This window comes from Psychrobacter sp. Sarcosine-3u-12, assembly GCF_002836005.1.
In the GTDB taxonomy this organism is placed as follows: domain Bacteria; phylum Pseudomonadota; class Gammaproteobacteria; order Pseudomonadales; family Moraxellaceae; genus Psychrobacter; species Psychrobacter okhotskensis.
This window is the reverse complement of the sequence record NZ_PJBY01000077.1, coordinates 50779-74183: the sequence shown is the minus strand read 5'-3', so window position 1 is coordinate 74183 and position 23405 is coordinate 50779. Positions and strand designations below refer to the sequence as shown.

20 protein-coding genes and 1 pseudogene are annotated in these 23405 nt (G+C 41.8%); 8 read left to right on the top strand and 13 right to left on the bottom strand.

The window, feature by feature from the left end:
• Nucleotides 1–16: 16 nt before the first annotated feature.
• The 4 genes from CXF65_RS03740 to CXF65_RS03725 are packed head-to-tail and all read right to left on the bottom strand — an operon-like array spanning nucleotide 17 to nucleotide 6519.
• Complete coding sequence (locus CXF65_RS03740; protein ID WP_101211082.1) at nucleotides 17–697, bottom strand: hypothetical protein; 681 nt, start codon at nucleotides 695–697, stop codon at nucleotides 17–19.
• On the bottom strand, nucleotides 694–2130 hold the full coding sequence (locus CXF65_RS03735) for an asparagine synthetase B family protein (protein WP_101211081.1): 1437 nt from the start codon (nucleotides 2128–2130) through the stop codon (nucleotides 694–696). The genes CXF65_RS03740 and CXF65_RS03735 overlap by 4 nt, the downstream gene beginning before the upstream one ends.
• Nucleotides 2118–3176 carry a GTP cyclohydrolase II RibA gene (gene ribA, locus CXF65_RS03730; RefSeq protein WP_101211080.1) on the bottom strand — a complete coding sequence of 353 codons (1059 nt, stop codon included), beginning with the start codon at nucleotides 3174–3176 and terminating at the stop codon, nucleotides 2118–2120. The genes CXF65_RS03735 and ribA overlap by 13 nt, the downstream gene beginning before the upstream one ends.
• 1 nt (nucleotide 3177) lies before the next feature.
• Nucleotides 3178–6519: a glycosyltransferase family 2 protein gene (locus tag CXF65_RS03725; protein ID WP_157824010.1), complete on the bottom strand. Its 3342-nt coding sequence runs from the start codon at nucleotides 6517–6519 to the stop codon at nucleotides 3178–3180.
• 345 nt (nucleotides 6520–6864) lie between these two features.
• On the opposite strand from CXF65_RS03725, the gene CXF65_RS15260 reads away from it, so the two are divergent.
• From CXF65_RS15260 to CXF65_RS03690, 7 genes are all read left to right on the top strand, one after another.
• Nucleotides 6865–6963, top strand: coding sequence for a YgjP-like metallopeptidase domain-containing protein (locus tag CXF65_RS15260; RefSeq protein ID WP_198551957.1), 99 nt, complete (start codon nucleotides 6865–6867; stop codon nucleotides 6961–6963).
• Between the two features lie 707 nt (nucleotides 6964–7670).
• Nucleotides 7671–8156 (top strand): hypothetical protein, encoded by a 486-nt coding sequence (locus CXF65_RS03715; protein WP_101211078.1) that lies wholly within the window; start codon nucleotides 7671–7673, stop codon nucleotides 8154–8156.
• A 69-nt stretch (nucleotides 8157–8225) separates the two neighbouring features.
• A complete protein-coding gene (locus CXF65_RS03710; protein ID WP_101211077.1) occupies nucleotides 8226–8792 on the top strand; it encodes a hypothetical protein in 567 nt (188 codons plus the stop codon).
• Nucleotides 8793–9152: 360 nt separating this feature from the next.
• Nucleotides 9153–10004 carry a thermostable hemolysin gene (locus CXF65_RS03705; RefSeq protein ID WP_101211076.1) on the top strand — a complete coding sequence of 284 codons (852 nt, stop codon included), beginning with the start codon at nucleotides 9153–9155 and terminating at the stop codon, nucleotides 10002–10004.
• Nucleotides 10005–10067: 63 nt separating this feature from the next.
• Nucleotides 10068–11696: an AMP-binding protein gene (locus CXF65_RS03700; RefSeq protein ID WP_101211075.1), complete on the top strand. Its 1629-nt coding sequence runs from the start codon at nucleotides 10068–10070 to the stop codon at nucleotides 11694–11696.
• A 173-nt stretch (nucleotides 11697–11869) separates the two neighbouring features.
• The gene (locus CXF65_RS03695; protein ID WP_101211074.1) at nucleotides 11870–12826 is read left to right on the top strand and encodes a TauD/TfdA family dioxygenase; all 957 of its coding nucleotides are present in this window, start codon (nucleotides 11870–11872) and stop codon (nucleotides 12824–12826) included.
• Between the two features lie 77 nt (nucleotides 12827–12903).
• Nucleotides 12904–13758, top strand: coding sequence for an SDR family oxidoreductase (locus tag CXF65_RS03690; protein ID WP_025653055.1), 855 nt, complete (start codon nucleotides 12904–12906; stop codon nucleotides 13756–13758).
• 31 nt (nucleotides 13759–13789) lie between these two features.
• Here CXF65_RS03690 and CXF65_RS03685 read toward each other — a convergent pair whose 3' ends face one another.
• The 8 genes from CXF65_RS03685 to CXF65_RS03650 form a co-directional block, all read right to left on the bottom strand.
• The gene (locus tag CXF65_RS03685) at nucleotides 13790–14491 is read right to left on the bottom strand and encodes a VIT family protein (RefSeq protein ID WP_101211073.1); all 702 of its coding nucleotides are present in this window, start codon (nucleotides 14489–14491) and stop codon (nucleotides 13790–13792) included.
• A gap of 136 nt (nucleotides 14492–14627) precedes the next feature.
• Nucleotides 14628–15311: a ferric reductase-like protein gene (locus tag CXF65_RS03680; RefSeq protein WP_101211072.1), complete on the bottom strand. Its 684-nt coding sequence runs from the start codon at nucleotides 15309–15311 to the stop codon at nucleotides 14628–14630.
• 63 nt (nucleotides 15312–15374) lie between these two features.
• Nucleotides 15375–16484, bottom strand: coding sequence for an FAD:protein FMN transferase (locus tag CXF65_RS03675; protein WP_084212341.1), 1110 nt, complete (start codon nucleotides 16482–16484; stop codon nucleotides 15375–15377).
• Nucleotides 16485–16558: 74 nt separating this feature from the next.
• Nucleotides 16559–16888 carry a hypothetical protein gene (locus tag CXF65_RS03670; protein WP_227502415.1) on the bottom strand — a complete coding sequence of 110 codons (330 nt, stop codon included), beginning with the start codon at nucleotides 16886–16888 and terminating at the stop codon, nucleotides 16559–16561.
• The gene (locus tag CXF65_RS03665; protein WP_025653060.1) at nucleotides 16878–17435 is read right to left on the bottom strand and encodes a PepSY domain-containing protein; all 558 of its coding nucleotides are present in this window, start codon (nucleotides 17433–17435) and stop codon (nucleotides 16878–16880) included. The genes CXF65_RS03670 and CXF65_RS03665 overlap by 11 nt, the downstream gene beginning before the upstream one ends.
• 89 nt (nucleotides 17436–17524) lie before the next feature.
• Entirely contained in the window at nucleotides 17525–19066 is a 1542-nt protein-coding gene (locus tag CXF65_RS03660; RefSeq protein WP_101211071.1) for an ATP-binding protein, read from the bottom strand.
• 60 nt (nucleotides 19067–19126) lie between these two features.
• Nucleotides 19127–19798 (bottom strand): response regulator, encoded by a 672-nt coding sequence (locus CXF65_RS03655; RefSeq protein ID WP_101211070.1) that lies wholly within the window; start codon nucleotides 19796–19798, stop codon nucleotides 19127–19129.
• A gap of 38 nt (nucleotides 19799–19836) precedes the next feature.
• A complete protein-coding gene (locus CXF65_RS03650; protein ID WP_101211069.1) occupies nucleotides 19837–20439 on the bottom strand; it encodes a cytochrome b/b6 domain-containing protein in 603 nt (200 codons plus the stop codon).
• 541 nt (nucleotides 20440–20980) lie between these two features.
• Between CXF65_RS03650 and CXF65_RS03645 the strand changes: the two are divergent.
• Nucleotides 20981–22011, top strand: a pseudogene (locus CXF65_RS03645) (integrase core domain-containing protein).
• A gap of 462 nt (nucleotides 22012–22473) precedes the next feature.
• Here CXF65_RS03645 and CXF65_RS03640 read toward each other — a convergent pair.
• Entirely contained in the window at nucleotides 22474–22938 is a 465-nt protein-coding gene (locus tag CXF65_RS03640) for a BCCT family transporter (RefSeq protein ID WP_198551955.1), read from the bottom strand.
• Between the last annotated feature and the right edge of the window lie 467 nt (nucleotides 22939–23405).

The following is a 23405-nucleotide window of genomic DNA, read 5'->3' as shown; positions in this document are numbered from 1 at the left end:
AAATCAAATTTGATAATTAGTTTGTATCGCTAAATTGAGACTCGATTGGCTTAATATCATAGCCAAAATACCCTTCTATAACGTCTCGCAGGTTACTCATACTGATGTTTAGCACTTCCTCGTAGCCACTATTGCTGTAAATTTCTAATTGGGTATCGCGAATAGATAAAAAGCGTTTACCCACAACCATCGAGAAACGTAACTGGCTACTAAATGGATAGATAATATCGGCAGAAAAGCGGTTTTCAATACTGTGATAGATTTCGGTTTCAGACTTTGCGGCAATATCAATTTCCATTTGTTTTTTTTCTACATTACGTTTTCGGTGGTAGACTGTGATCACATCGTTTTCTATCGTAGTCCTAAAGCGCATGCCGTAACACTCATATAAAATGGGGGTTGCGGCTGGGATAAGTTGAATGGATGGCCACCCATTGCCAATATCTGCAAAGTAGCGCTGGTTGTTTATTTCCAGTCTTACTAGTCGGTGGATATCTTTTCCACCAATGCGAGCAGAGTGCAAGTATGCATCTAACCCAACTGCTTTGGTTGCATCTAAGTAGCTTAGAGCTTTGTCTGAACAGGTACCGCCATATGCCATCGTTGCAGGGTGTACGTTGTTGAGTAGGTATAAATTATGAAATGGCTCTTGCTTAAATTTATCGAGTAGTATTTGTTGGGCTAAATGTACAGTCATCTATGAGCCCCTCCTCGTTTAGCAATAGCAGAGTCAAATGTTGGATAGCTAAAAAAGTAAGGATCGTCTACATCGTACGTGAATGTGGCTTGCCATATTTCCTTAAGTTCTGCTATTTCTGTATTACCGTTACGGGTTAAATAGTCCACTACCAACTTTCGGATGCCACTACCAACATCAAAAGAGGTCTTTTTTCGGTTTGCGATCTCGACAGGCAATAAGTGCCTAAAGGCATCTCTAAGTGCTATCTTGTTATGACCGGGAATATAAAACTGCTTATGCTCAAGGTCATCGGCAACCCTTTTTACTGTACGATCTAAAAATGGGCAACGAGCTTCAATACCATGTGCCATGCTGCACTTATCAAGCCTACGAAGTTCTGTAAAATGCATATCGGTTATCAGCTTAGTACGAGTAGCTTGCCACTCTTGTTCGGATAGTTGCTCATGGTAACCAGCAAATAGCTCATCTGCCCCTTCTCCGGTTAGTACTACCTTTAAGTCTTTCCTCTGTGCTGCTTGAGCTAATAAATAGGTTGCAAGGCCATTGCTAATGATCGATGGATTGTAACTTTCAGTTGTGTAAAGTACTTTATCAATCAATCCGGGTAACTTTTGCTCACTTGGTAATGGGATGTAGATAACTTGCTTTAATCCTAGGTGTTTAACAAGCATTTCAACCATAGCAACATCAATACTATCGGAATCTCCCAGAGTAAAATAAGTTACATCTTGGCGATGCTGACAAGTTATAGCCGCAATAATCGAACTATCTAGACCTCCACTCAGGAAAACACCGAAGGGCTGTTTAGGTAAGCGTTTAATAACTGCTTGTTCCATTGCTGAAAGCAGATTAGATGTTGTACTGGTTAACTGTTGGTGGCGTGCTACTTGGGTAAGCGTGCCCGTGGCTAAGTCGAGCTGACTAATACCAAGGGGCACTTGCTCGAACCAGTCAATATTTTGTAGGGCTTTAAGTTCACTGACAACAAATAGGGTGTTATTGGCTTGACCGTAAAACAGTGGCTTTTTACCCATATGGTCGCGAAACAATAGAATCGAATTTGTCTCCAGTTGATAAATAACCCCTGAATAAAATCCGTCTAACTCGCTTAGTACCTGCTCACCCAGTTGAGCGAATAGTGGCGCGATTACATGTGTATCGCAGTCGCTATTACGAAGGAGGTCATATTGTTTTGCAAGTAAATCTGCATTGTAAATCTCGCCATTAAAAGCTCCTATCATACAGCTGGATTTGTAAGGTTGGCGTCCTGTAATACTTTCATCATTAATTGCCAAACGTGCAAACCCAATAGCTAACTTCCCCTTGATCCAATAGTGTTGGTCATCAGGACCTCGATGAGTAAGGCGAGTTAAAGTAGCTGATATATTCTGTTCGGCGGTATCACCGTGAAGCACGACTATTCCGCACATAGTTGCGCTTCTTTGTTGAACTGTAGCTGATTACGCAATTGCATTAACAGTTCACCTAACCGATTCAAGCCACTACCATCTTCTGCATCGCCCCAATAACTGTCATTGAGTGTATGTTCGGCTATGTGATATTGCTGAGTTGATAATAATAACGCTTCAAGTTCAGGGTTCTGAGTAAATTTGGCTGTAAGTGCTTGCAGCATTATATCTTCCTTCATGTTATGCCAGTTAGGTTGTAGGTGTTGTGACTCTAACTGCTTAGCCATTTGTTTGGCTAACATAGGACTTGCTGCACAGCGTATGCGCTCTTGCAATGTATGATCTCTAAATTTTTGTGCTTGGTAAAAGTGCTCTGTTGTCGGCCAAATTTTATTATGCAGATATATGGCATGTTTTGAAAAGTTGGAAAGCTCTCCCCAGGTTTGGTCTGAATGGTAAAATAAAATAGAGTTAATATTGTCATACTCGAAACCTAAAGGCAGGCAGTGCCCTAATTTTTCGTTTTTACTTTTCAAGTAATCTATATTTTCAGGCCGTATTTGTGGGTGTGTATTAAGTAGTTCTACCTCGATTCCTGCTTGTTCTAGTGCGCGTCGCTTACGTGGGTTGTTTGATACCAAGCGCACTTGTTTTATTGCCATTTCTTTTAGCACATTTATAGCTGGTGCATAGTCGCGAACGTCTTGTTCTAAACCCAGTGCCTCAAATGACTCTGCTGCATCTAAAGCTTCACTCTGCATTTTGTATACTGCTTGAATCTTATTAGAAAGGCCCTGTCCACGGCCTTCTTGATGGAAGTGGAAAATTATCCCACTTCCATTGTGTGCCATTATCTTCATGGATTCGCGCAATTGGTCGGCACAGTCACAGTCCCTTGCTTCAAATACTTCAGAGGCTAGGCAAGAAGAATGTAATCGCAGTATTGGTTTACTCTCTAGTTTATTGATATCACCAAAGGTGACTACTCGTAACATTTCGTTGCCAGTATCGTACATTCTAAATGTGCCGTGTAGTGTTGGGAGTTCACAGTAATCTTTAAAAGGCATTTTATTCTATTCTCTCAAGGGTTTTCTGATGTGCTTTTGCAAAGCGGTTACTCTGCGGCACTATTTGATTTAAAAATTCGTAAATATGGCACTCGTTCATTTGTTGAACTTGGGTTTCTAATTTAGTAAAAATATCTGGGTTAAACGAGCTAGCCAAGTATTTATACAACTCGCTTAGTTCTGGATATTTAGATAAAGCTTGCGTTAAACCATTGATTCGGTAAAAACTGAGCCTTAAACGTGAAAGACGAGTGTTGCATTCTGATTTGGTTGCTTTCCATACCTCGCTAATCTCAATATCAGTAAAGACTAAGTTATGTCGTTCGTTGTTTCGTAGAAATTCTTGCAGACCAGCATACAATGCCGATCCCATGATTTCATCCTGTACTTTACTTAAATTCAAAATTGGTTCGTTCTGTATGCGCCCAGTATGTTGAACAGGAAATGGCGCACTTTTAATAGTTAGTCCATGGTAATGTTTATTGACTATTGCCCAGACCATGTCTGAACGGCGAGCTTCACGGCCATTAATCTTAAAAATTAGGTTAGGCGTTTGTATTAAGGCTTTAGCGTTTAGTACAAAGGTGTTGCCTCCACGGTTTACCGTATCTTTTGCTGCAGCTAATGGAGATGTTGAACATGCTGGAACAATACCACGAGTGAGCGGGAAGCCCGTGACCAATAAAGGCGCATGTGCAATCAATCGAGAGCGAGCTTCAGTGACGCTTTCACCTTTGTAGGCGGGTTCAAGCCAAAATGGTGCTTCGATATGAGCCGTATGTTTACGAGATAAGTCATAGTAATAATCAGGATACTTATCTCGAAGTATTGTATTTTCATGGGTGTGATCAGGCAGTTCGATATTGTTTGGTAGTTTATCAAGCCAGCGTAAGTTATGAAGCAGATCTACCAATTGGCCACGTAGGCCATTTAATGGAGGATTAGGCGATGAGCCTTCGTATTGTCCGATCACTATATCGACATCTGCTTGCTTAAACATTGGTAGCCAAGCTAGAAACTGTTTGGCTCGGGCATCTAAACGCATATCGTCATCAAGGATCCAAGCATAGTTATTTGGAGTCATTGTGCATTTTAAACCAACATATTTTTGCAGCATGCTCCGTGCATGTGCGATCCCCACCTGGCCTTTTGGTCGTTTTGCCAAGTCGGAACCAAATAGGCCGCTTGCAGCATCTTCTATCTGTTGTGTTTCGCTTATTATTTTTATATCACCCAATGGCCTTTTGCTGAATGAAAGCGTTTCTTTCACAGAGGTATCTGAGCAACCGTTGCATAGTACTATGGAGTTTATACTGGATAAAAAATCACATTGTGCAAGTTCAGCAATACTATTTAATAATGGCAATAATTTATGTGCATCACCGGTAATCACACCAATAGTTAGAGCAAATGGCTTGGATGGTTTTTCTAGTGGGCCAAGCGGCAACCATGCTTCCTGTGCTTGTTTAAGGTTACAATCAATACCAGTTAATCTTTGACGAAATGCTTGATAGCCCTGCATTTCTGGAATATTTATTGTATAAAGAGATTGGCGCATTAAGTGCTTGAGATTTGGATGATCCACATGATGAATAGTTAGATAAGCCCTCCGAGCCATGTGTTCGAACCCTAGTTCATTCCATGGGCGAATATCCGCGCCATAATCAATCAGTTTCACTTCACTCTGGGTTTTTATTAAGTTTTTCGGGTGCATGTTATTACATACAATCCCTGCTTTGCTGCAACTGTGTAGCAAGTCAATCACTTGTTCGCAGTTGCCACCTTGATAAGGGATACTATTTTCAAAGGGATAAGTGAGTACCAAAGTTTTTCCATCTAATATAACTTCGTCAAGGGTATATAAACCAGGTAGATTGTACCGTTGTGAACTAAACCATTTTAAGAAATTGATTTGCTCAGTAGGTATGTGGATTTTCCAATAGTCAATGCATTTAAAAACACGTTTACCATCTGTCATGACAACAGCTTCAGAGCCCATACCAAGTAGTAGAAGCTCATGAATACCAAATAGCCTTCTGATACGATCATTAGCTGCATCAATGCGACATTGTTTTATTCTATTAGCGAGTGTCGCATGCGGCTTTAAGAGGAACCCATTACAGCGGTTAGTACATAAATGATGAGCGCCTAAATACGTCAGTATTGTTGATAAATCGTTCTCGCTTTCAATAGAGCGTTGCTTTTGAAAGTCACCATCTTTTAATACCCATGCGCTATTACCGATATTTTCTTTGGCAACAAATGCTGTGGCTGTTTCAATACACGTTTGCTGATGGCATAAATTATAGCAAGTAACTCCCAGTTGATTCATCCGCTCAATAAACGCACGCAAATCAATCTGATCTAATTTTTTAGTTGTGGTCAAAACGATATTGAAGCTAACCAGACTTTTTGGGCCTAAATGATGAATTTTTTCAATAATTTGGTTTAATTGGTTAAATAAAAGACTTCCAAATTCAACGCCAAGAGTTAGTGCTATTTGAGATTCCTGTTTTAGTATTGATTTTGGTAATGTTTCTGGTTGCCAGAAAAATAGGCGCTGTGCGCGCTCAAGGAACGCGTTACTTTGATCAGCGCTCATACGTCCATGGTATTTCTGCCAGAAAACTGCCAATCCATTATTCTTGGCTGGTGAGTTTGGTGTACTAAGGCGTTGACGGTCACTATCGGCATAGTGATTTAGTAGTGGTTTTTTTATATTGCAGTAGCGTGTTGCGTCTAATTCACAGAGGCGTATGCACAAATCTCGATCAGTGCAACTTGATAGTTGCTCATCAAAACCGCCTGCCATCAACATAATATCTAGTGATAAGAATAGGTTAGAGCCTTGAATACCTGGATTTCCGCACAAGAACAGTTCTTCATTTATTGAGTCGGGAGGTATACATTTAATAGGCTGCTGTTCATTACCTTCACAACGGTAAAATCCCGCTGCCACCATATTACAATGCTTTTTGATTGCTAACGATTTGCAGTTTTCTAAGTAGTTAGGATGCCATTCATCATCATCGTCAAGAAATGCTAGAAATAGTGAACCGAAGTCCTGCTTTTCTTTGTTGCTCAGATACTCTATTGCCGTATTCCATGCCCCACTAGCACCGACAGTTCTCTGGTTTAGTAAATATTGAATATGGGAATTAGTTGATGGAATAGATTCGACTATCAGTCTGTTTTGACACTGAATTTGTTCTGGAGAGTCGTCTACAACAATAATATAGCTCGGTGATATGGTTTGATTTAATACTGAGTTTATAGCTCGCTGTTTTAGTAGATTAGGTCTGTTTTTGGTCGCAATAATCACTGCTATTTGTGGGGCGTTCAAACAATACTCCATTGCTAATGAGCAACTAGCTTTTATACTTGCATAGTCAGATCATAAAGCTTCTTGTGTTAATAAGTTAGTAATTCGGTCAGAACTATTTAATATCTTTACTTTTATATCATTGGTTGGTACGAATACGGATTACAGCTACATGAAAAGGATTACTAGGCCGTGTCCTCAATTCAATCGATAATCATCTAAATGGGTTAAAAATGTCACAGTGCCTGAAGAATCGTAACGATATACAATTATTATTTACTTATCAATTAATTCTGCATCAATCGAGGATAACTGAACAATGACTGTGAAGGATAAGGCTCCGCAGTTAAATTCGGCAGATACAATATCGAGGAAAGGGGGATATTACTTAATCTTCAGTTAGTTAAAAAGCCCCTTCCCTGTTTAGAGTATATTATCGTGTATGAGTTATTACACTTTCAATAACGACAGGTCTAAAGCGTTACTAGATACGTACATGCCTGACTGGAGATCCAGACGTGACTTACTTGACCGGATGCCTTTAAGTTAAGAGCATTGGAAGTAGCTCTTTATTATCTGATCAGATATATGGATTCGCCACTATCAAGCTAGATAAGTCATTTCATTCGTATAATAAAATGACTTATCTAGCTTGACTGATACTCAAAATCCACTCTATCTTTAACTAAGTTTAACGCTATAGAAAAATCACTTTATAGGCTGGCTTGATATTTGTCAGATGCCAACTACTTCGTTAGTGTGGGTATAAGAATATCAAGATCATAGATTCATATACGGTATGACTGATTTTGATAGAAGTAAAAAAGATTGCCAACACTATACTAGGCATAGTGTTAGCAACCTTTCTCTAGTTAGTACTTTACTTAGGTGATGTGATTAATATTGGGGTTTGATCTGAAAATATAACGCCCTCCCTTATTGATGATTTTCCAATACTATCCTGCTGTGCGTTGACTCTGAACTCATCTGGTTCCGAATGCCACTAAAAGCTCTACCTACTAAAAACAGGGTAATGCTAAAAGACTTTCGTTAGACAAACGATCGTTCATCAGGTCTAGAGAATAGCTGTTTTTTTAGTCGCTATAATGAACTCAGCAGCAAAAAAACTAGTCATTCCGGCTCAAATTAAAAACTCATAAAAGGACATAGCAATGAAATTCTCAAAAATACTCATGGCGCTTCCGTTGTCATTACTCTCTGTTAGTGCTATTGCAGGTATGGCCGATATCAATGGTAGTACCAAATGTACCATCGTTGATTCTATTATCAAAAATAAAGCCATCGTAAAAGCTTGTACTTACGAGGGTGCCGTAGGAGGAAGTATGAGTTATGCCATTAGTCAGCTGAGTTTCAAACTCTCTAACGGCAATATTTACCGTACCGTGGATAATGCGACGTTTGACTTTGGTAAAGGCGGACAAGTCCAAAATTTAAAAGAAACCGTCTTACTCAATGGGAAGACAGCCGAGGTTGTAAGACTCAATCATAAAACATTTAAAAAAATCTCTGATAAAGACATAGAAAGTCGCTATGAAAACATAAATCCTGACTTTTCTGATGTTCTACAGTGTTTCAAATACGTTAAGCAAGACGCTGCTTTCTGCGTGTCTTATGAGTTTATCAATAGAATATCTTAATCGTTATTTGGCCATCGTTTATTGATTACGCTACACATTAACCAGCTACATTTATCTATTGGAGTCATTATGAAATTAATTCACCTACCCTCTTTGGCATTGTTAGTAACTGCGTCTTTATTGTCTGCTAATACAATAGCTGCACCTGAACTCTCTAAGAGCCTCAGCAGCACTACAAGCAGTGATATGGTTCATGTATTTGGCTGGATGGAGGATGCTTGTGATGGTGAACAGCCACCTTACAAAAAGGTTTATGATAAACATGCAGTATTTATAAATAGTATTAGGGGTCAAAGACCTTATGAGGATTTCGTCAAGCCAAAAGCGCAGTGGTCGTCAGAATATCGTAATACGATAAAAGAGGTAAAAATGAACATCGGTGATATATACACTGAGTATCGAGTTATTTTTAATAAAGGCGTCACTTACCGTGGTCAACCTCTAGAAGAATATATATTTAGTTTTATACCTGAATCATCAGGTGGTCAAAACACTTTAAAGTTCTCATCCAATGCCAATATATCTACTATTATGTCGAACTTTCAAACTCGTCAGGTGGAGTACTGGGGTGAAATGGGAAATCGAGGCGCTATCTACAATCCTAAAAATAAAATGGTGACCTGTGAATTTTGGTAAAAATATCATTGTTATATCAGGCTCACCTGCGAAGTAATACCGCAAAATCAGTTCGAGAACAGAGCCGCTATCTGCTGCTAAAACAAATTATCTTAGGTAACGATGGCATCATTTTTATGGTGGCCAATATATCAATATTACATAACCTATATGAGAGACTAAAGCCATAAAAACTCTTCAAGCCATACTGTATATGACGTATAGCTTTCTCAAGCTTTTATTATTCTTAGGTGAGGTTGTCAATACCGGGGTTTGATTGTTAAAAACGATACAACCTTAAGGTTCAGTTAAGGTTGCTCCTTTATCATGCTTCCATGATGTTAATCGTGCTAAAAGCTTTTAGCCATTTGGAGACAGCTGATGTCATTATCTATTGATAGCACTCATACCTTGCAGAATGTTCTAAATACGACCTTCTATATTGAAGCCGTTAAGCCAATGTCAATATTGGAGGTGCAAGGAATACCTTCATCCCTATATATACGCGCCAGCACTCAAATTCCAATAGCGACATCGCCTACTTCATATACTCAAAATCAAGATGCCCAAGCATTCATCAAACAAATATATGAGTACATCCATCACGCTAGATTAAGCTACTTTATGCCTATTTTGTTTTCAGGTTTTGCCGATATGCCATCCTATGGCGATTGGTTATCCGCTGACGATGATACTTTGCCCGCGTTTAAAGGCACGAGCGTTGCTATCGGTCTAAAACCTATCTGTGAAGATAAGATATTTTTAGAGCAGTATTTAAACACGCCAATACAAAATGAGATCAGTAGAGTAGCAGGCGAGCCAGTCAATCGTCAGCGCATTTTTGAGATTGGCAATTTAGCATCAGGTTGTGCTGGTAGCGCGCGGCTTATGATAGCATTTTTGGTGTTTTATTTATCTACCCCTACCCTGAATCCTACGACTCATGAATACCAAACCAAAGCAGACTGGGTAGTGTGTACTGGCACCGATGCTGTGCGACATATATTGGCACATATGGGCATTCGCAGCCATGTTATTGCCAAGGCCACTGCAGAAGCGCTAGAAGACCCTGAGCAAGTATCATCATGGGGCCATTACTATCAGCACAACCCTTTGGTGGTCGCCATCAATGTGGCAGATGCTAAGCGGGTATGCGCCCCTCATTATCGCTATACCGAAACGTTAGAGATGAATTATGCCACTCGTTTGACGCTAAATAAGATAACCGTTTAATACTCATTCATTAGCTTACCATCAACCAATAACACTGCACCACTACAAGACAGTGAGAATAACATGAAACCCATTTATACCGCGATATGTGAGCATGCCCGTCAGTCACCTATGCAAGTGGCGATACAGACGATAGACAATGACAAAACGATCAGTCTGACTTATGGCCAGCTTCAACGCACGTTGTCGGTGCTCCATGAGACATTAGACATATGGCAAGGCAAGCGTGTCGCTTTATATACCCATAATGATATAGATTGGATCATACTCGATTTGGCATTGAGTACCGTCGGCGCGGTCGTTGTGCCAATCCCCTTATTCTTTAGTGCATCACAAATTGCGCACTTACTACAAGATGCGCAGATAGAGACGGTATATGTTGGAGCTAGTTTAACAATGCCAATCATAGACAATATGGATCATTGGGTGATCGCTGATACACCAGAGACAAAAGCCATTAAGTCTGAGCAGGCGACTCATATCAAAGGTAGCTTTTATCAACTTACTGACACTATCATTGACCCTAGCCTTACCTCTCAAAATTCCTCTACTGCCAACGATTTTTGCAAAGTGACTTACACCTCAGGCAGTACTGGTATGCCAAAAGGCGTATGTTTGGGTCAAGATACTTTGATGCGTATTGTTGAGTCGTTATCGGGTGCGCTAGCTGACACCTTGAAAAATGACGCTGCTAACACTTCAGAAGTTACCGAGACCACAAGCAAATTTAGTCATTTGAGCGTGTTGCCTTTTGCCACTTTGTTAGAAAACGTGGCAGGCGTCTACGTGAGCCTATATATGGGCCGTACTTTGGTAACAGGGCACATTGATCAATTTGGTTTGTTATCCAATCAAGCATTTGATGCCAAGCGTCTGATGACAACGGTACAAACATACAATATCGCCAGCGTTATTTTATTACCCCAAATGCTAAAAGCCATCTGTGAGTATATGGCAGCCAATGGAAAAACTAAATCCAGCACAAATGCTGCTTTGCCATCATTAAAGTTTATGGCAGTCGGTGGCGGCAAAGTTTCACCCAAATTATTACAAGATGCTAACACCTTAAACTTGCCTGTCTATGAGGGCTATGGCTTGTCTGAATGTGGCTCTGTGGTCAGTCTAAATACGCCTAAAGCAAAGCGCGCAGGCAGTGTGGGTAAACCTATGCCTCATGCATCGGTCAGCATCGCAGATAGTGGCGAGGTGATGGTCAAAGGCAATGCGATGCAAGGCTACCTAAACCATGATAATAGCAACGAAGACAATGGCATCATTGCCACAGGGGATATCGGTCATCTAGATGACGACGGCTATTTATACATCACGGGTCGACGCAAAAACGTGCTCATCAGTAGTTTTGGCCGCAATATCTCGCCTGAATGGGTAGAAGCGCAGCTCTCAACGCAGCCCATTATTTATCAGGTAGCGGTACTCGGAGATGGTGAGCCTCATCTATCTGCGGTGATAGTCGCCAACCCTAACGCGACATCAGCAGATAACAGTGATTTACAATCTGCTATCAAACAAGCACTAAATATCGTAAACCAAACCTTGCCTGACTATGCTCGTATCAAACAGTGGCATCTAGCCGAGCTACCTTTCAGCACTGACAATGGATTATTAACCGATAACGGTAAATTGCGACGACTACAAATTCTTGAGACTTATAAATCAGCACTCGGCTTATAACGGACACTCTCACCAGCAGCACAACAGACTCTATTACTAAGCTTTTAATAAAACATAGTAGGAAAAATGCCGTTGACCGTTTAGATAGTACATAAATAGACCAAACCTAAATAGATCAAAGCTAGCCGTTAGCCTACATATATTTTTACCACTTATCGTTATAGGACAGCATTATGCAAACCACTCTTATGCTAAATGATTTGATAAAAAGTGACGTTATCGAAATTGACACTCCTGAGGTACTAACCTCTCAAGTGTCTGCCAGCGTATCATTACCTAAGACCTCTGATATTTTAACGGCCTTAAAAACCCATGGTTGGATGTTACTTCGAGGTCATCACTACGATGTGGACACGTTTAGTCAGTTGATGAGTCAACTGTGTCAGACCTTAACCTATGATCCTGCCCGTCAAAACATCACTTCTGAAGCCCAAAAAGTGGACGCAGGTGCGCATGCTATTGGACTACATATCGAAAATGGCAATACGCCGATGCCACCTGATGTCATTGCCTTTTTTAGTGAGTTAAGCGCCAAAAAAGGCTCACAAACAACGATATGTGATGGATATGCTGTGTATCAAGCACTATCACCTGAGCTAAAAGCCACTTTTAGTCAGCCGATGCGTATCAGTCGCTATTTACCTCAAGCAATTTGGCAAAATTACGTGGCTACTGCGACCGGCAGAACAGATGCCGCTGATCAAATAAGCTTGGATGATTTAGATAAATTTATCGCTGCGACGACGAGCAAGACGTTAACGCATCATGTAGAGCCTCAGACAGATGGCGGCGTTCGGTACGTGTTACAGGTACCTGCTATCCGAGAGGACAACTTAAGCGGGCAGTTCGCCTTTGCAAACACATTACTTGGGCCATCATTTAACTATGAAAAACCTAAGTTCACCCTAGCGAATAGTCAAAGCGTTGATGATGAGCTAATAACCAAGCTGACTCGAATCTGTGAAGTGCATACTCAAGAAATTGCGTGGCAAAATGGTGATGTGGTGATACTAGACAACAAACGCATCATGCATGGTCGTCGACAAATTGACGTGCCCTTAGCAGAGCGTAAGCTGTATATTGCGATGGGTCTTGGAATTAAGCATGGCATTAATCACTCAGACGATTAGCAACAGCGCATATCACTACAATCCGTGCTTCAATAATCCATGCTTTAATAATAATTGTTCAACAAGGATGCGATATCATGACACTACCTAATGGTCAATCAGCCCTAATACAGTCTACCCTGCAATACACCATACTAATTGGTGCCACGGGTGGTATCGGACAAGAGATCGCACGGCAATTATGTGCCAATAATCGACCGGTAATCTTGATCGGGCGTAACAATCAAACCTTGACGCATTTAGTGGATGAGTTGACCAAAGACTATCCTGATGTCCCGCTTCTGTCTCATACATGTGACTTAAGCTCGCAGGCGTCGCAATCGCTACTGTTAGAGGGGCTGGGTGAAATGACACAAGGCCATGGAAACGTCATTGATACTGTCATACTCAATGCAGGTATCAATGACTTTGCATTACTCACGGATCAAAGTGATGATACGATCGAACAGATGATGTTGGTCAATGTGGCGTATCCACTACAGCTCATAAAAAGACTACTGCCTATCTTGATAGCACAGCATAGTCCGAGCCAAATAATCAGTGTTGGCTCAACCTTTGGCAGTATTGGCTACCCAGGTTTTAGTGCTTATAGCGCTAGCAAGTTTGCCTTACGCGGCGCAAGTGAAGCGTTAGGCCGCGAGTATGCCGACACCTCAGTGAAGTTTCGATATTTTGCGCCTAGAGCCACCAAGACCACCATGAATAAAGATGCAGTCGTCGCCATGAATGAGGCATTGAAAGTGAAAATGGACTCGCCTAAGACCGTCGCAAAAGCGTTGATTCACTTTATATCAACCAAGCAGGCGCATCAGCATTTGGGGTTTCCCGAGCGTTTTTTTGCATGGCTCAATCGACTGTTTCCCAACATTGTTGGCAATGCCATTGTCAAAGACCTACCCACCATCAAACAATACGCTAAAAAAGGACAGTAACCAGTTAGGTTGTCATGGAGTGAGTATGTTGTTAAATGGCCACGCCAAATAAGCGGCCAATCAATGAGGTTGCTACCATAGCTAGTACCCCCCAAACTACTACTCTAGTAGTAGCAGGAACAACAGGCGCACCGCCCAAACGAGCAGAGATGATCCCAAGTAGCATTAAGCCTACTATCGTCAAAGAGGCCAGTGACCAAACCAGTGTTTCCGCTGGTAATAGTAGTATCCCAATGATCGGTAGTATCGCCCCCGCCACAAACGAAAACCCAGAGGCAACTGATGCATGAATAGGCTTCGCTTCACTAAGATCCGTTAAGCCTATCTCATCACGAGCATGGGCCTCCAGGGCATTGTGCTCAGTCAAGCTTACGGCCACTTGATGTGCCAAATCATGCTCAAGTCCCCGCGCTTCATAAATTTTTGTGAGCTCTATTAGCTCACGCTCAGCATTATGCGTCAGCTCATGTCTCTCTTTATCGAGATCCGCCTTTTCGGTATCCGCTTGTGATGAGACAGAAATATACTCGCCAGCCGCCATCGACAACGCACCTGCGGTCAACGCGGCCATGCCAGTCAACAGCAATGTCTGACTGCTTGGACTGGCAGCCGCTACCCCAACCAATAAACTGGCTGTCGAAATCAAACCATCATTCGCACCCAGCACTGCTGCCCTCAACCAATGATTGCGATTGCTCAAATGTGCTTCGTCATGAATAGAATAATGATGCATAAAATCCTTAAAAGGTATAGACACGGATTGGTATATCCTAGTGTAGCTTATAATATCACTGCAGTTTATACCGCTTGATACTATAACGCTCCATACATAGTCATTTGAACGGTCAATCGAATTGCCAATTAAATAGTCACTTGACTTGTTTCATCATCAATAATCTATAGCTAGTCAATACAAAAACCAATGTCTGACTACTTGCATAAAATAACAGCAACGGTAATGCTCGACTGTCAGATCCCACCATAAACACATGGATGCTAATAAGCATATAAGCTGTAAAGGTCAAAAAGTGTAGCCATCGCCACACTGATTGACCAATATACTTCTTAATATAGAAACTGAATGCACAGATAAATAACAGCCAAAACCCCATCTGTCCCAATGCCACGCCCACCCGATCAGTCTGGAAACCAAAAGGTACTAAAATCTGCCATATATGCAGATTTAGATAGTTATCCGCCAATAAAATACCAGCATGAAAAGCGGCAAAGCCTACCGCCATCAGACTTAAATACTGATGCAAGGCAAATACCCTAGCCGCATTAAAATGCTTTCCTAAGCGTGTACTCAGTAATAAACCAAAAACCACTGCCAGCCAAAATAAAGCATAAGCAATCACACCACTTGCCCGTGATAAATACCAAAAATGCTTATCTGTGGCGGTCAGTAGTTGTGAGACCGTCTCTCCCCACATCAATAGCATGTAGCTGCCGACTCCGATGGCAATACTCAAAATCAATACAATCCACATAACCTGAACAAGAAGCGACGTATTAGAAGTAGCCTGGCTGTGAGTAAGATTGTCTGTATGCATGACGATACTCCTATGAATGCATCTACTTAATATATTGGTATCTGGCGTATAGAGCGTGAGTCGTTAGACGGCAACCAAGTTGGGCTCACTCAAATTTGGCTCAATAGCAATGGACGATATCACGTTGTTATTCGTATCAATTAAGAGCGCCGCAATATGATGCTGGTTCAGCCATGTTATTGCTTCTGTAACGCCGAGGAGCACACAATATTTTGCGTATACCTCTGCTGTTACAGTATCCGCAGCCATGACCGTTGCTGTCAGGACATCACTGATAGCCGGACGGGAATAATGAGGGTGAATTAAATGATGCTGCGGGCGACCTTTATGCCACCAGCGCCGATAATCTTGCCCAGAAGTGGCGACAGCACCAGATCTCAAAGTAAGAATTGCGACATCTTGGTCGTTTTGCATATGCTCGCCATTAGCACAGTAAGGTTTAGCAATTGCCACGCCCCAAACAATTGGACTGTCTATTGCATTATCTAGGGCTTGGCTTCTTGGGACACCGATTGCTATATCACCGCCCATATCTACCAAACAAGGGAGTTGCCAGTCATGACTTCGACTAATCTGCTCAGCTAATTGCATGGCACACCAGCCTTTGACATAACCATTCAAATCAAGTGCTATTCCAGCGGGCAGGTAGATCTGATGCTGACCATCAACCAATCGGCGACACTGAATACTGTCTATTTGCTGATTAGGATTGTTAGCATTGGGTTGAGCTTGTAAGTATGTGGCGGCATTTGAGCCAGAGTTTGAGGTAATTACGGGTATAGATGGCGTAGACATTTTTGGCAAGGTTTCAAATGACTGCCTATAACCAGCAGCCCAGAGCGGTTTGAGTAAGGTTGGGGTTATGAGACCTTGAGTTTCTACAACAAAATATATGGCGCGACCTAAGACCTCAAACAACTCTGCACTTACCTCCCTCCATTGGTCGGTATGATTATTAAGTCTCATGAGCTCACTGGTTTCATCGAAACGACTAAATATATGCTCCCAGCGTGCTAAACGCTGCTGAGTTTCACTTTTTAACAAAGAAATTTGGTGATCTATTATTTCCTGCGAGTGCTGTGTGCCAATCTTGGTAATGTTTAACGTTATTTGAATGTGGCAACCCATCGCCGCCAGTTTCAGAGTCGCCAATTTTGTCGTGTTCTTACTCATCAGAAGACTCCATTTTTTGCGATAGGGTATAAGCTCAATCATTACTCATCTTTGCTTATTTATTGATTTGCTGGTTATTGAGAAGAACGCGTACGGGCGACGACTGTTATTGCCTCTACAGGAGCAGCTTCATTGACCTGCCTCAGCTGTGTGATGTCAACAATGGGTATTGATGCAGCAGCTAGCTCACCACTCCCAGAATCTGTAGTATTTACAGTGACGGCGCTCACAGATGGGCTGTCTGTCTCTTGATTGAGCAAAAATAACCATCCACCCATCGTGCCTGCAATCGATGCAATCATGATACTGCTTTTAAGAAAGGCGAACGGATCAGCTTTTTTACTCGTCTTATTAGCAGGTTTCTTTGGAGTTGCTTGGGCCGTTGATTGTGTATTAGTCATCATAATCATCTTCCTCCTCATGGTGTTTGTAGCTCGTTGCGATTAGATGATCACTCTTTTTGTAATCCTCGTCACGGTATTTGCCGACTTTTTCATTTTCGTCCCTGTCGTCATCATGATGCTCATCTCGATCATCTTCATCGTAGTCTTCATAAAAATTCTCAACACGATAATTATTGGTCGCTACCGGATTTAGAACCGTGCCTAAATTGGCGTCAATATAAGTGGCGCTATTATCTAATAGCACTTCATAAGCGACCTTACCGTTATAGTTGATGAGCTCTGGATTGGCCTGCAATATCGCATTGGGTGCGTCTTGTTTTGCCAGTGCTGTCGCTTGCGCAGGACTAAGCGCAGCAAGAGGTAACTGCTGCACCGATGAGGATGATGCGTTAGGTGTGATGTCAGCATTTTGAGTGATGGGATCAGCTACTGATAAAGTACTAGCAGGTTCGGGAGACTGCACGGCTAAGGCAATAACCCCACCAAAGAATACTAAGGAAGTCGCACCGACAGTTAATAATAGTGGTTTTAAGAGCGGTAGGCTCACAGGTTGTACTCCATATAATGTTATTAGGGAATACGAGTAGCATACGCACCGAATATTAACTCAAGCTTAAGACAGTATGATTTATTTTTTTACAATGGTTTTGAGAGTACGTTTTTACTTCTTACCGTTACCACAAAGCCTGTTTCTGGTTGAGGGTGGTTGGCAAATGCTAAGGTGAGGTTGTGCAGATCTGCGATTCGATTGGCGATTGACAGTCCTAGCCCACTGCCTATTTGAGTTTGACCGGCTGGGCGATAGAAGCGTTCGCTCAGGCGTGCTAGCTGTTCTGGTTCTACGCCCAAGCCATTATCCACCACTTTGATACTATCAGTATCCAACTGCAGTTCGATCTGGCAGCCCTCTGGGCAATAGCGAATGGCATTGTCTAGTAAGTTACGGATTAATAGTTTAAATAATACTGGATTGATAAGAATGGGCAAAATATCGGCAGGATTGTCACAGTGTACGGTGCGTTTTAATTGAATGTGTTTTTCACGCGCCAAGCGGTTGACGTCACTCAGCACAGTATCGGTGAGCATCAGCCAGTCTGGACGTTCTAATTGCTCAGGGGGCAACTGCTGTTGCGGCTCTATTTTGGCTAAAACCAATAATTGATCGACCAAATGGGTGGCACGCTCGATACCATCGCTAATTTTTAGCGTGTGATAAAACAGTTGACTGTCGTTTTCTATACCCGACAGCTGTAACAGCTGCTGCTGTAACAAGTCTGCTTGTAGTTTTAGCGCAGCCAGTGGACTACGCAGCTCATGAGAAGCATCAGCAGTAAAGCGTTGTTCACGTGCCAAAGTATCTGCCACTTTCACAAACAACACGTTTAAAGCGGTCACTAAAGGCTGAATCTCTTGTGGGACGTCTGCTGTGATCGGATGATCGTCTTGCAGCTTGCGCTGTTCCACTTCGGCGCTGATTTGACTTAATGGCATCAGTCCGTGTCGTATCAATCCGATAGTCAAGATCATCAAGGAAAGCAGCCCAATTAACATCGGCAGCACTTGTACAGACATCGCTTCAACAATCATTTCTCGGCGAGAATCAAGATTTTGGCCAATCGCAATCACACGCCCTTCGTGCATATCATCGCTATGATAGTCATCGTGCGCATAAAACAACCGCCAACGTTTGCTAAAGGGATTCAGACGCTGATAAGCAGAGTTGTATTCTTCTATAAAACCACGCTGATCTGGCAGGAAAGAAAACGACTGTCCGTTTTCATCAGCCATTAATAGTCGTCCCTCTTTATCCCAAATAGCAAAGCCCATATAGTCATCTTCCGCATCACCAAGATCCCCTGACAGCTCTTTACTTTTTAAATTATATATTTTGGCAGCATGTTCGCTCTTCTGTTTATGATGATCGTCGTCATCGTCTTCTTGATCACTATTTTCTGAATCTCCAGTTTTTGGAATCCCGTCTTTGGAATCTACCTCTTTTAAGTCACTGTCATCAGCCGAGATACCCATCAAGTAACGAACCACTTGGGTGATTTGCGTGTCATTCATTTCATTGATTTCGTGCCACAACCGCCAAGCAATAAAGCTCGACGTGACAAGCCATAGCAAGGGCAGACCAATGAGTAAGGAGATGAACAGTCGCTGCTGGATACTTTTCATAAGCTCACATGTTGCTCATATATTGTTCGTATGTTGAAAGCCAAATTGACTATAAATATATTAATGGTTATGTGCTGGATTGAGGTAGTAGCCGATACCGCGTTTGGTTAAAATAAAGTCATTGCCCAACTTTTTGCGTAAATGATGAATATGTACTTCAATCGCATTACTCTCAATATCCTGTTGCCAGCCATAGAGTTTGTCCTCTAAGCTCGCTCGGCTATGTATCTGTTTGGGATGGGTCAGCATTTGCTCTAGTATCGCCACTTCTTTGATGGTCAGCTCAACGACTTGCCCTTGATAAGAAACCTGATGATTATGAGGCCAATAAGCGACGTCACCATAACGAATCTCAGGCTGGCTACGTCCCTGACTGCGCCGTATCAATGCTTGCAGGCGGGCAACCACCTCATCTAGTGCAAATGGCTTGACCAAGTAATCATCGGCGCCCGCATTGAGTCCCGCCACGCGATTGGCAATGGCATCACGAGCGGTAATGATCAGCACTGGTGTGTCTAACTGTTTGTATCGCCAATTTTGTAGCACCGTCATACCATCCCCTCTTGGCAACGTCAAATCAAGTAGCACCGCGTCAAACATATCCTCTTGCAGTGCCATCTCACCTTGCCTAGCATCACTAAACCAATCAACCATCATGCCATGGCTCTTTAGCCCAACAACGAGGCCTTCAGCAATATTGCTATCGTCTTCTATTAATAGTATGCGTGCCATGACTGTCCTATTACGTTATGTATCCTGCTATCTTGTTTTTATTGTGGGCGACGCGTCGTCACCGTTTTATTACCCGTTATCATCGACTTGATCAGATTTTGCCGTTCCCAATAGCTCATGGCAATTGCAGAGATAATATGCAACGGCACCAGCAAGTATAAACTATTGGCTAGTATTCCATGGATTTCTTCAAGGATATCTTTACTACCGAAAATTTTGGCTTCCATCAGATAACCACTGATGCCCAATCCTATAATCACGGCCCATAACGACAGCATCATAATAGCAGCCAGTGGATTATGACCCAAATGCTGCTCATCTGTACGGCGGATACTTAAATCAGATAGGTGGTGTTTAATACGAGACGGCGTGGGGAAAAAGTTACTAAAGCGTGCATAACGTGTACCCACAAATCCCCAAAGTAGACGGATAACCACTAGCCCTACCACGGTATAACCGACATATTGATGCAGCTCACTGCCTTCTTCGGTAAAAAGCAAATTAGCAGTGATACCAGCCGCGACGGCCCAGTGAGTCACTCTGACCAAAATATCCCAAACTCGTACTTTCTGAGTTTTAGGAATGTTTGATAACAATATATCAGACTCGTGGGTCGGATTCGTTGTACTGTTTTGGTTCATGGTCATCACTCCCCTAATAGTTCGTTTGTTTTTTGACGATATAATTGCTAAACATCAAACCTAGGCGAGATACCGCTAGTAGGCTAGACGTTACATCATCTGCTCTACTGCTATTACAACAAACAAACCTTAAGGCTAGCTTAGGAAGCTAAAAACCAAACACTCATATAGTGAGTAATATGTCATGACATTTCTAGGTGGTGATAAAAAATACCGTTTAAAATACCGTTGCTAGCAACATTATTTTTTAAACGGCACAATATTAGAATAAAAGCTGAGACGAATCCAATAATTAATTTATCGTAGTTCGCCTTTAAAGCGTTTACGCACCTGATGCAAGTACAGAGCCGGTGCGACTCGCTACAGTAAGCTGCCAAGGTGCGAAACAGGTTCAGGCAATATCCAGCGTTTGCGTCGCTGCAAACCTTGATCGATCCGTTCGGCCATCCCTTCAGTACTGCGCATACTCCGGCAATCCTCCCGATAAATAAGAACGCTTAGAAATAGAGATTAACTGCTAAACTATCAGCAGAAGAACCCTATGAAAAAGATCCGCTTTAGCGACAACCAAATCGTCAACATCTTAAAGCAAGCAGAGCAAGGTGTCCCTATCACTGAGCTATGCCGTGACCACAATATTGGACAAAGCACCTTTTATAACTGGCGTTCTAAATACGGCGGTATGGATGCCTCTTTAATCTCACGTCTTAAAGAGCTTGAAATTGAGAACGCTCGACTAAAGAAGATGTATGCCGATGAATGTCTTAAATCTGACATATTACAGAATGTCATGTCAAAAAAATGGTAGCGCCATCAAGGCGCCGTGAGATGGCTTGTCACTACCTTGAAGAGCGTTTTATTAGCATACGCAGGGCTTGCCATATCTTTAACATCAGCGTCACTTGCTACTATCATAAGTCAGTTGCCTCTGATGAAAACAAGCTAATAGCGGATTTATTAATAGATCTGACGCAGAAGAATAAGAATTGGGGCTTTGGATTATGCTTTTTAAGTCTGTATAACTTTCTGGGGTTGCCCTACAACCACAAACGCGTCGTGTATCGCATCTACTGCGATCTTGAATTGAACCTTAGAATCAAGCCCAAGCGCCGTATTAAACGTGACAAACCCATACCTCTAGCAGTACCTGATAGTATCAATCAAAGCTGAAGCATGGACTTTATGCCTGATGCGCTAACCGTTGAGATTGACTTTTCACTACCTGCTCAAAGAGTGATACGCGGTCTGAATCAGCTGATTGAATATCGAGGCAAGCCTGATCAAGTGAGATGTGACAACGGTCCTGAGTACATTAGTAATGCACTCAAAGACTGGGCACTAGAGCAAGATATTGCTATCAGATATATTGAGCCTGGTCATCCACAGCAAAATGCTTATGTAGAGCGCTATAATAGAACGATGCGGTATGATTGGTTAAACCAAGAGCTGTTTACTACTTTAGCTCAAGTCAGAGAACAAGCAGAACACTGGTTGTACCACTACAATAACGAGCGCCCGAACATGGGCAATGGCGGCTTTACGCCAATGCAGAAACTATTTCACGCAGCTTAATTCTATTAGATTAGTGTCTTAGGTTTGGGTGGGTTACCACTTGAATTAAACTTGGAATAGGTATGCCAATAACTAGTTCTGAATGAGCTGGTTCAGGCATTTCTGTTATTCGTGATGTTGAGGCATATTTATTTGATATAAGGCAAGGTACGGTAAAACGTACTATTTAGGCTTGGAAAACTATGGCTGCACCTAAGGTCTATTCATCATCGGATTACTCAGACAGTTGATTAAAAACCTACTCCTACACTAAATATTTGTATTTTTGATCTGTTTCTCAGCGACTGCAATGTACTAGCCAGAACATAACTGCTTAGGTGATGATGACTTCGCTATCGAGGGACTGAAAATCTGATTATAATGAACGTATAAACTTACTTTTAAATATTAAAAACATAAAAAAAGGTTGCCAATGCTATACCAAATATAGCCTCGGTAACCTTTTTTAATTTGGCATTTTACTTAGGTGATATTGTTAATATTGGGGTTTGAATAAGGGGTAATCGTCCAATGTACAAAGATAGTAGACATCGAAAAGCGCATCGCTTCAGGGCTTTCAGGGATTATGCCTAAATATGCGGGGGGCTCATGATAGTGTAGAACTGGTTCGGCAACAGACCAAAATAGAATACCCATTGCAATAACTGTGGTTAGCGACACGGCAAACCAACGAAATGGGGTCAGCATTTGAGAGGCGTTTTCGCCGCCAATACGTACCCGCCCGATTGGGGCAAAAAAGGCGTACGCTGCGATAAACACCATGAATAAAGCACTAAGGTTGAATAACCAAGAAAGGTTAGTCATGATTATCGTGTTTAGGCTTGATGTGCCCGTGATAAAATTTTGTTTATCAATGAGTGTGTAAGCGACGGTTAATACCAAGCAAACAAATGCGGGCCAAAAAGTCACTGGTCGTAATTTTGCCATACAAACTTCCTTGTTATGGTTCTGATTACGGTCAAGATTACTCCAAATCACAGACCATTGGAAAATGATATAAAGTCTGTCAACCATGACTAAAAGTAATGCCACAAAATATTAGGATATTTGTTAAGAGAGAGGTTCGCTTTAAGATGAGTATTAATAGATATGAAAATTGCCCAAAATTATGTTTCATAGCTTGTCACTATTAATTTTTTGGCCAGAGATGTATTAAGTAGTATTTATGAAAGAGGTTACTGGAAAGTAAATAGCTGTAGAGTAATTATTCTCAAATATCAAAATCGTAGTGATGTCATAGTTAAATACAATACAGTAATTATAAATATACTAAGCTAGATGGCTCAACCTCTTGTTACCGACCTCTGCTGTCGAATCCGTAGACATTAAATTTAGGGGTTATAATTTTAACGAATTTTCTATTTACTGTTTATTTTTATTAGGGGATAGCTTTA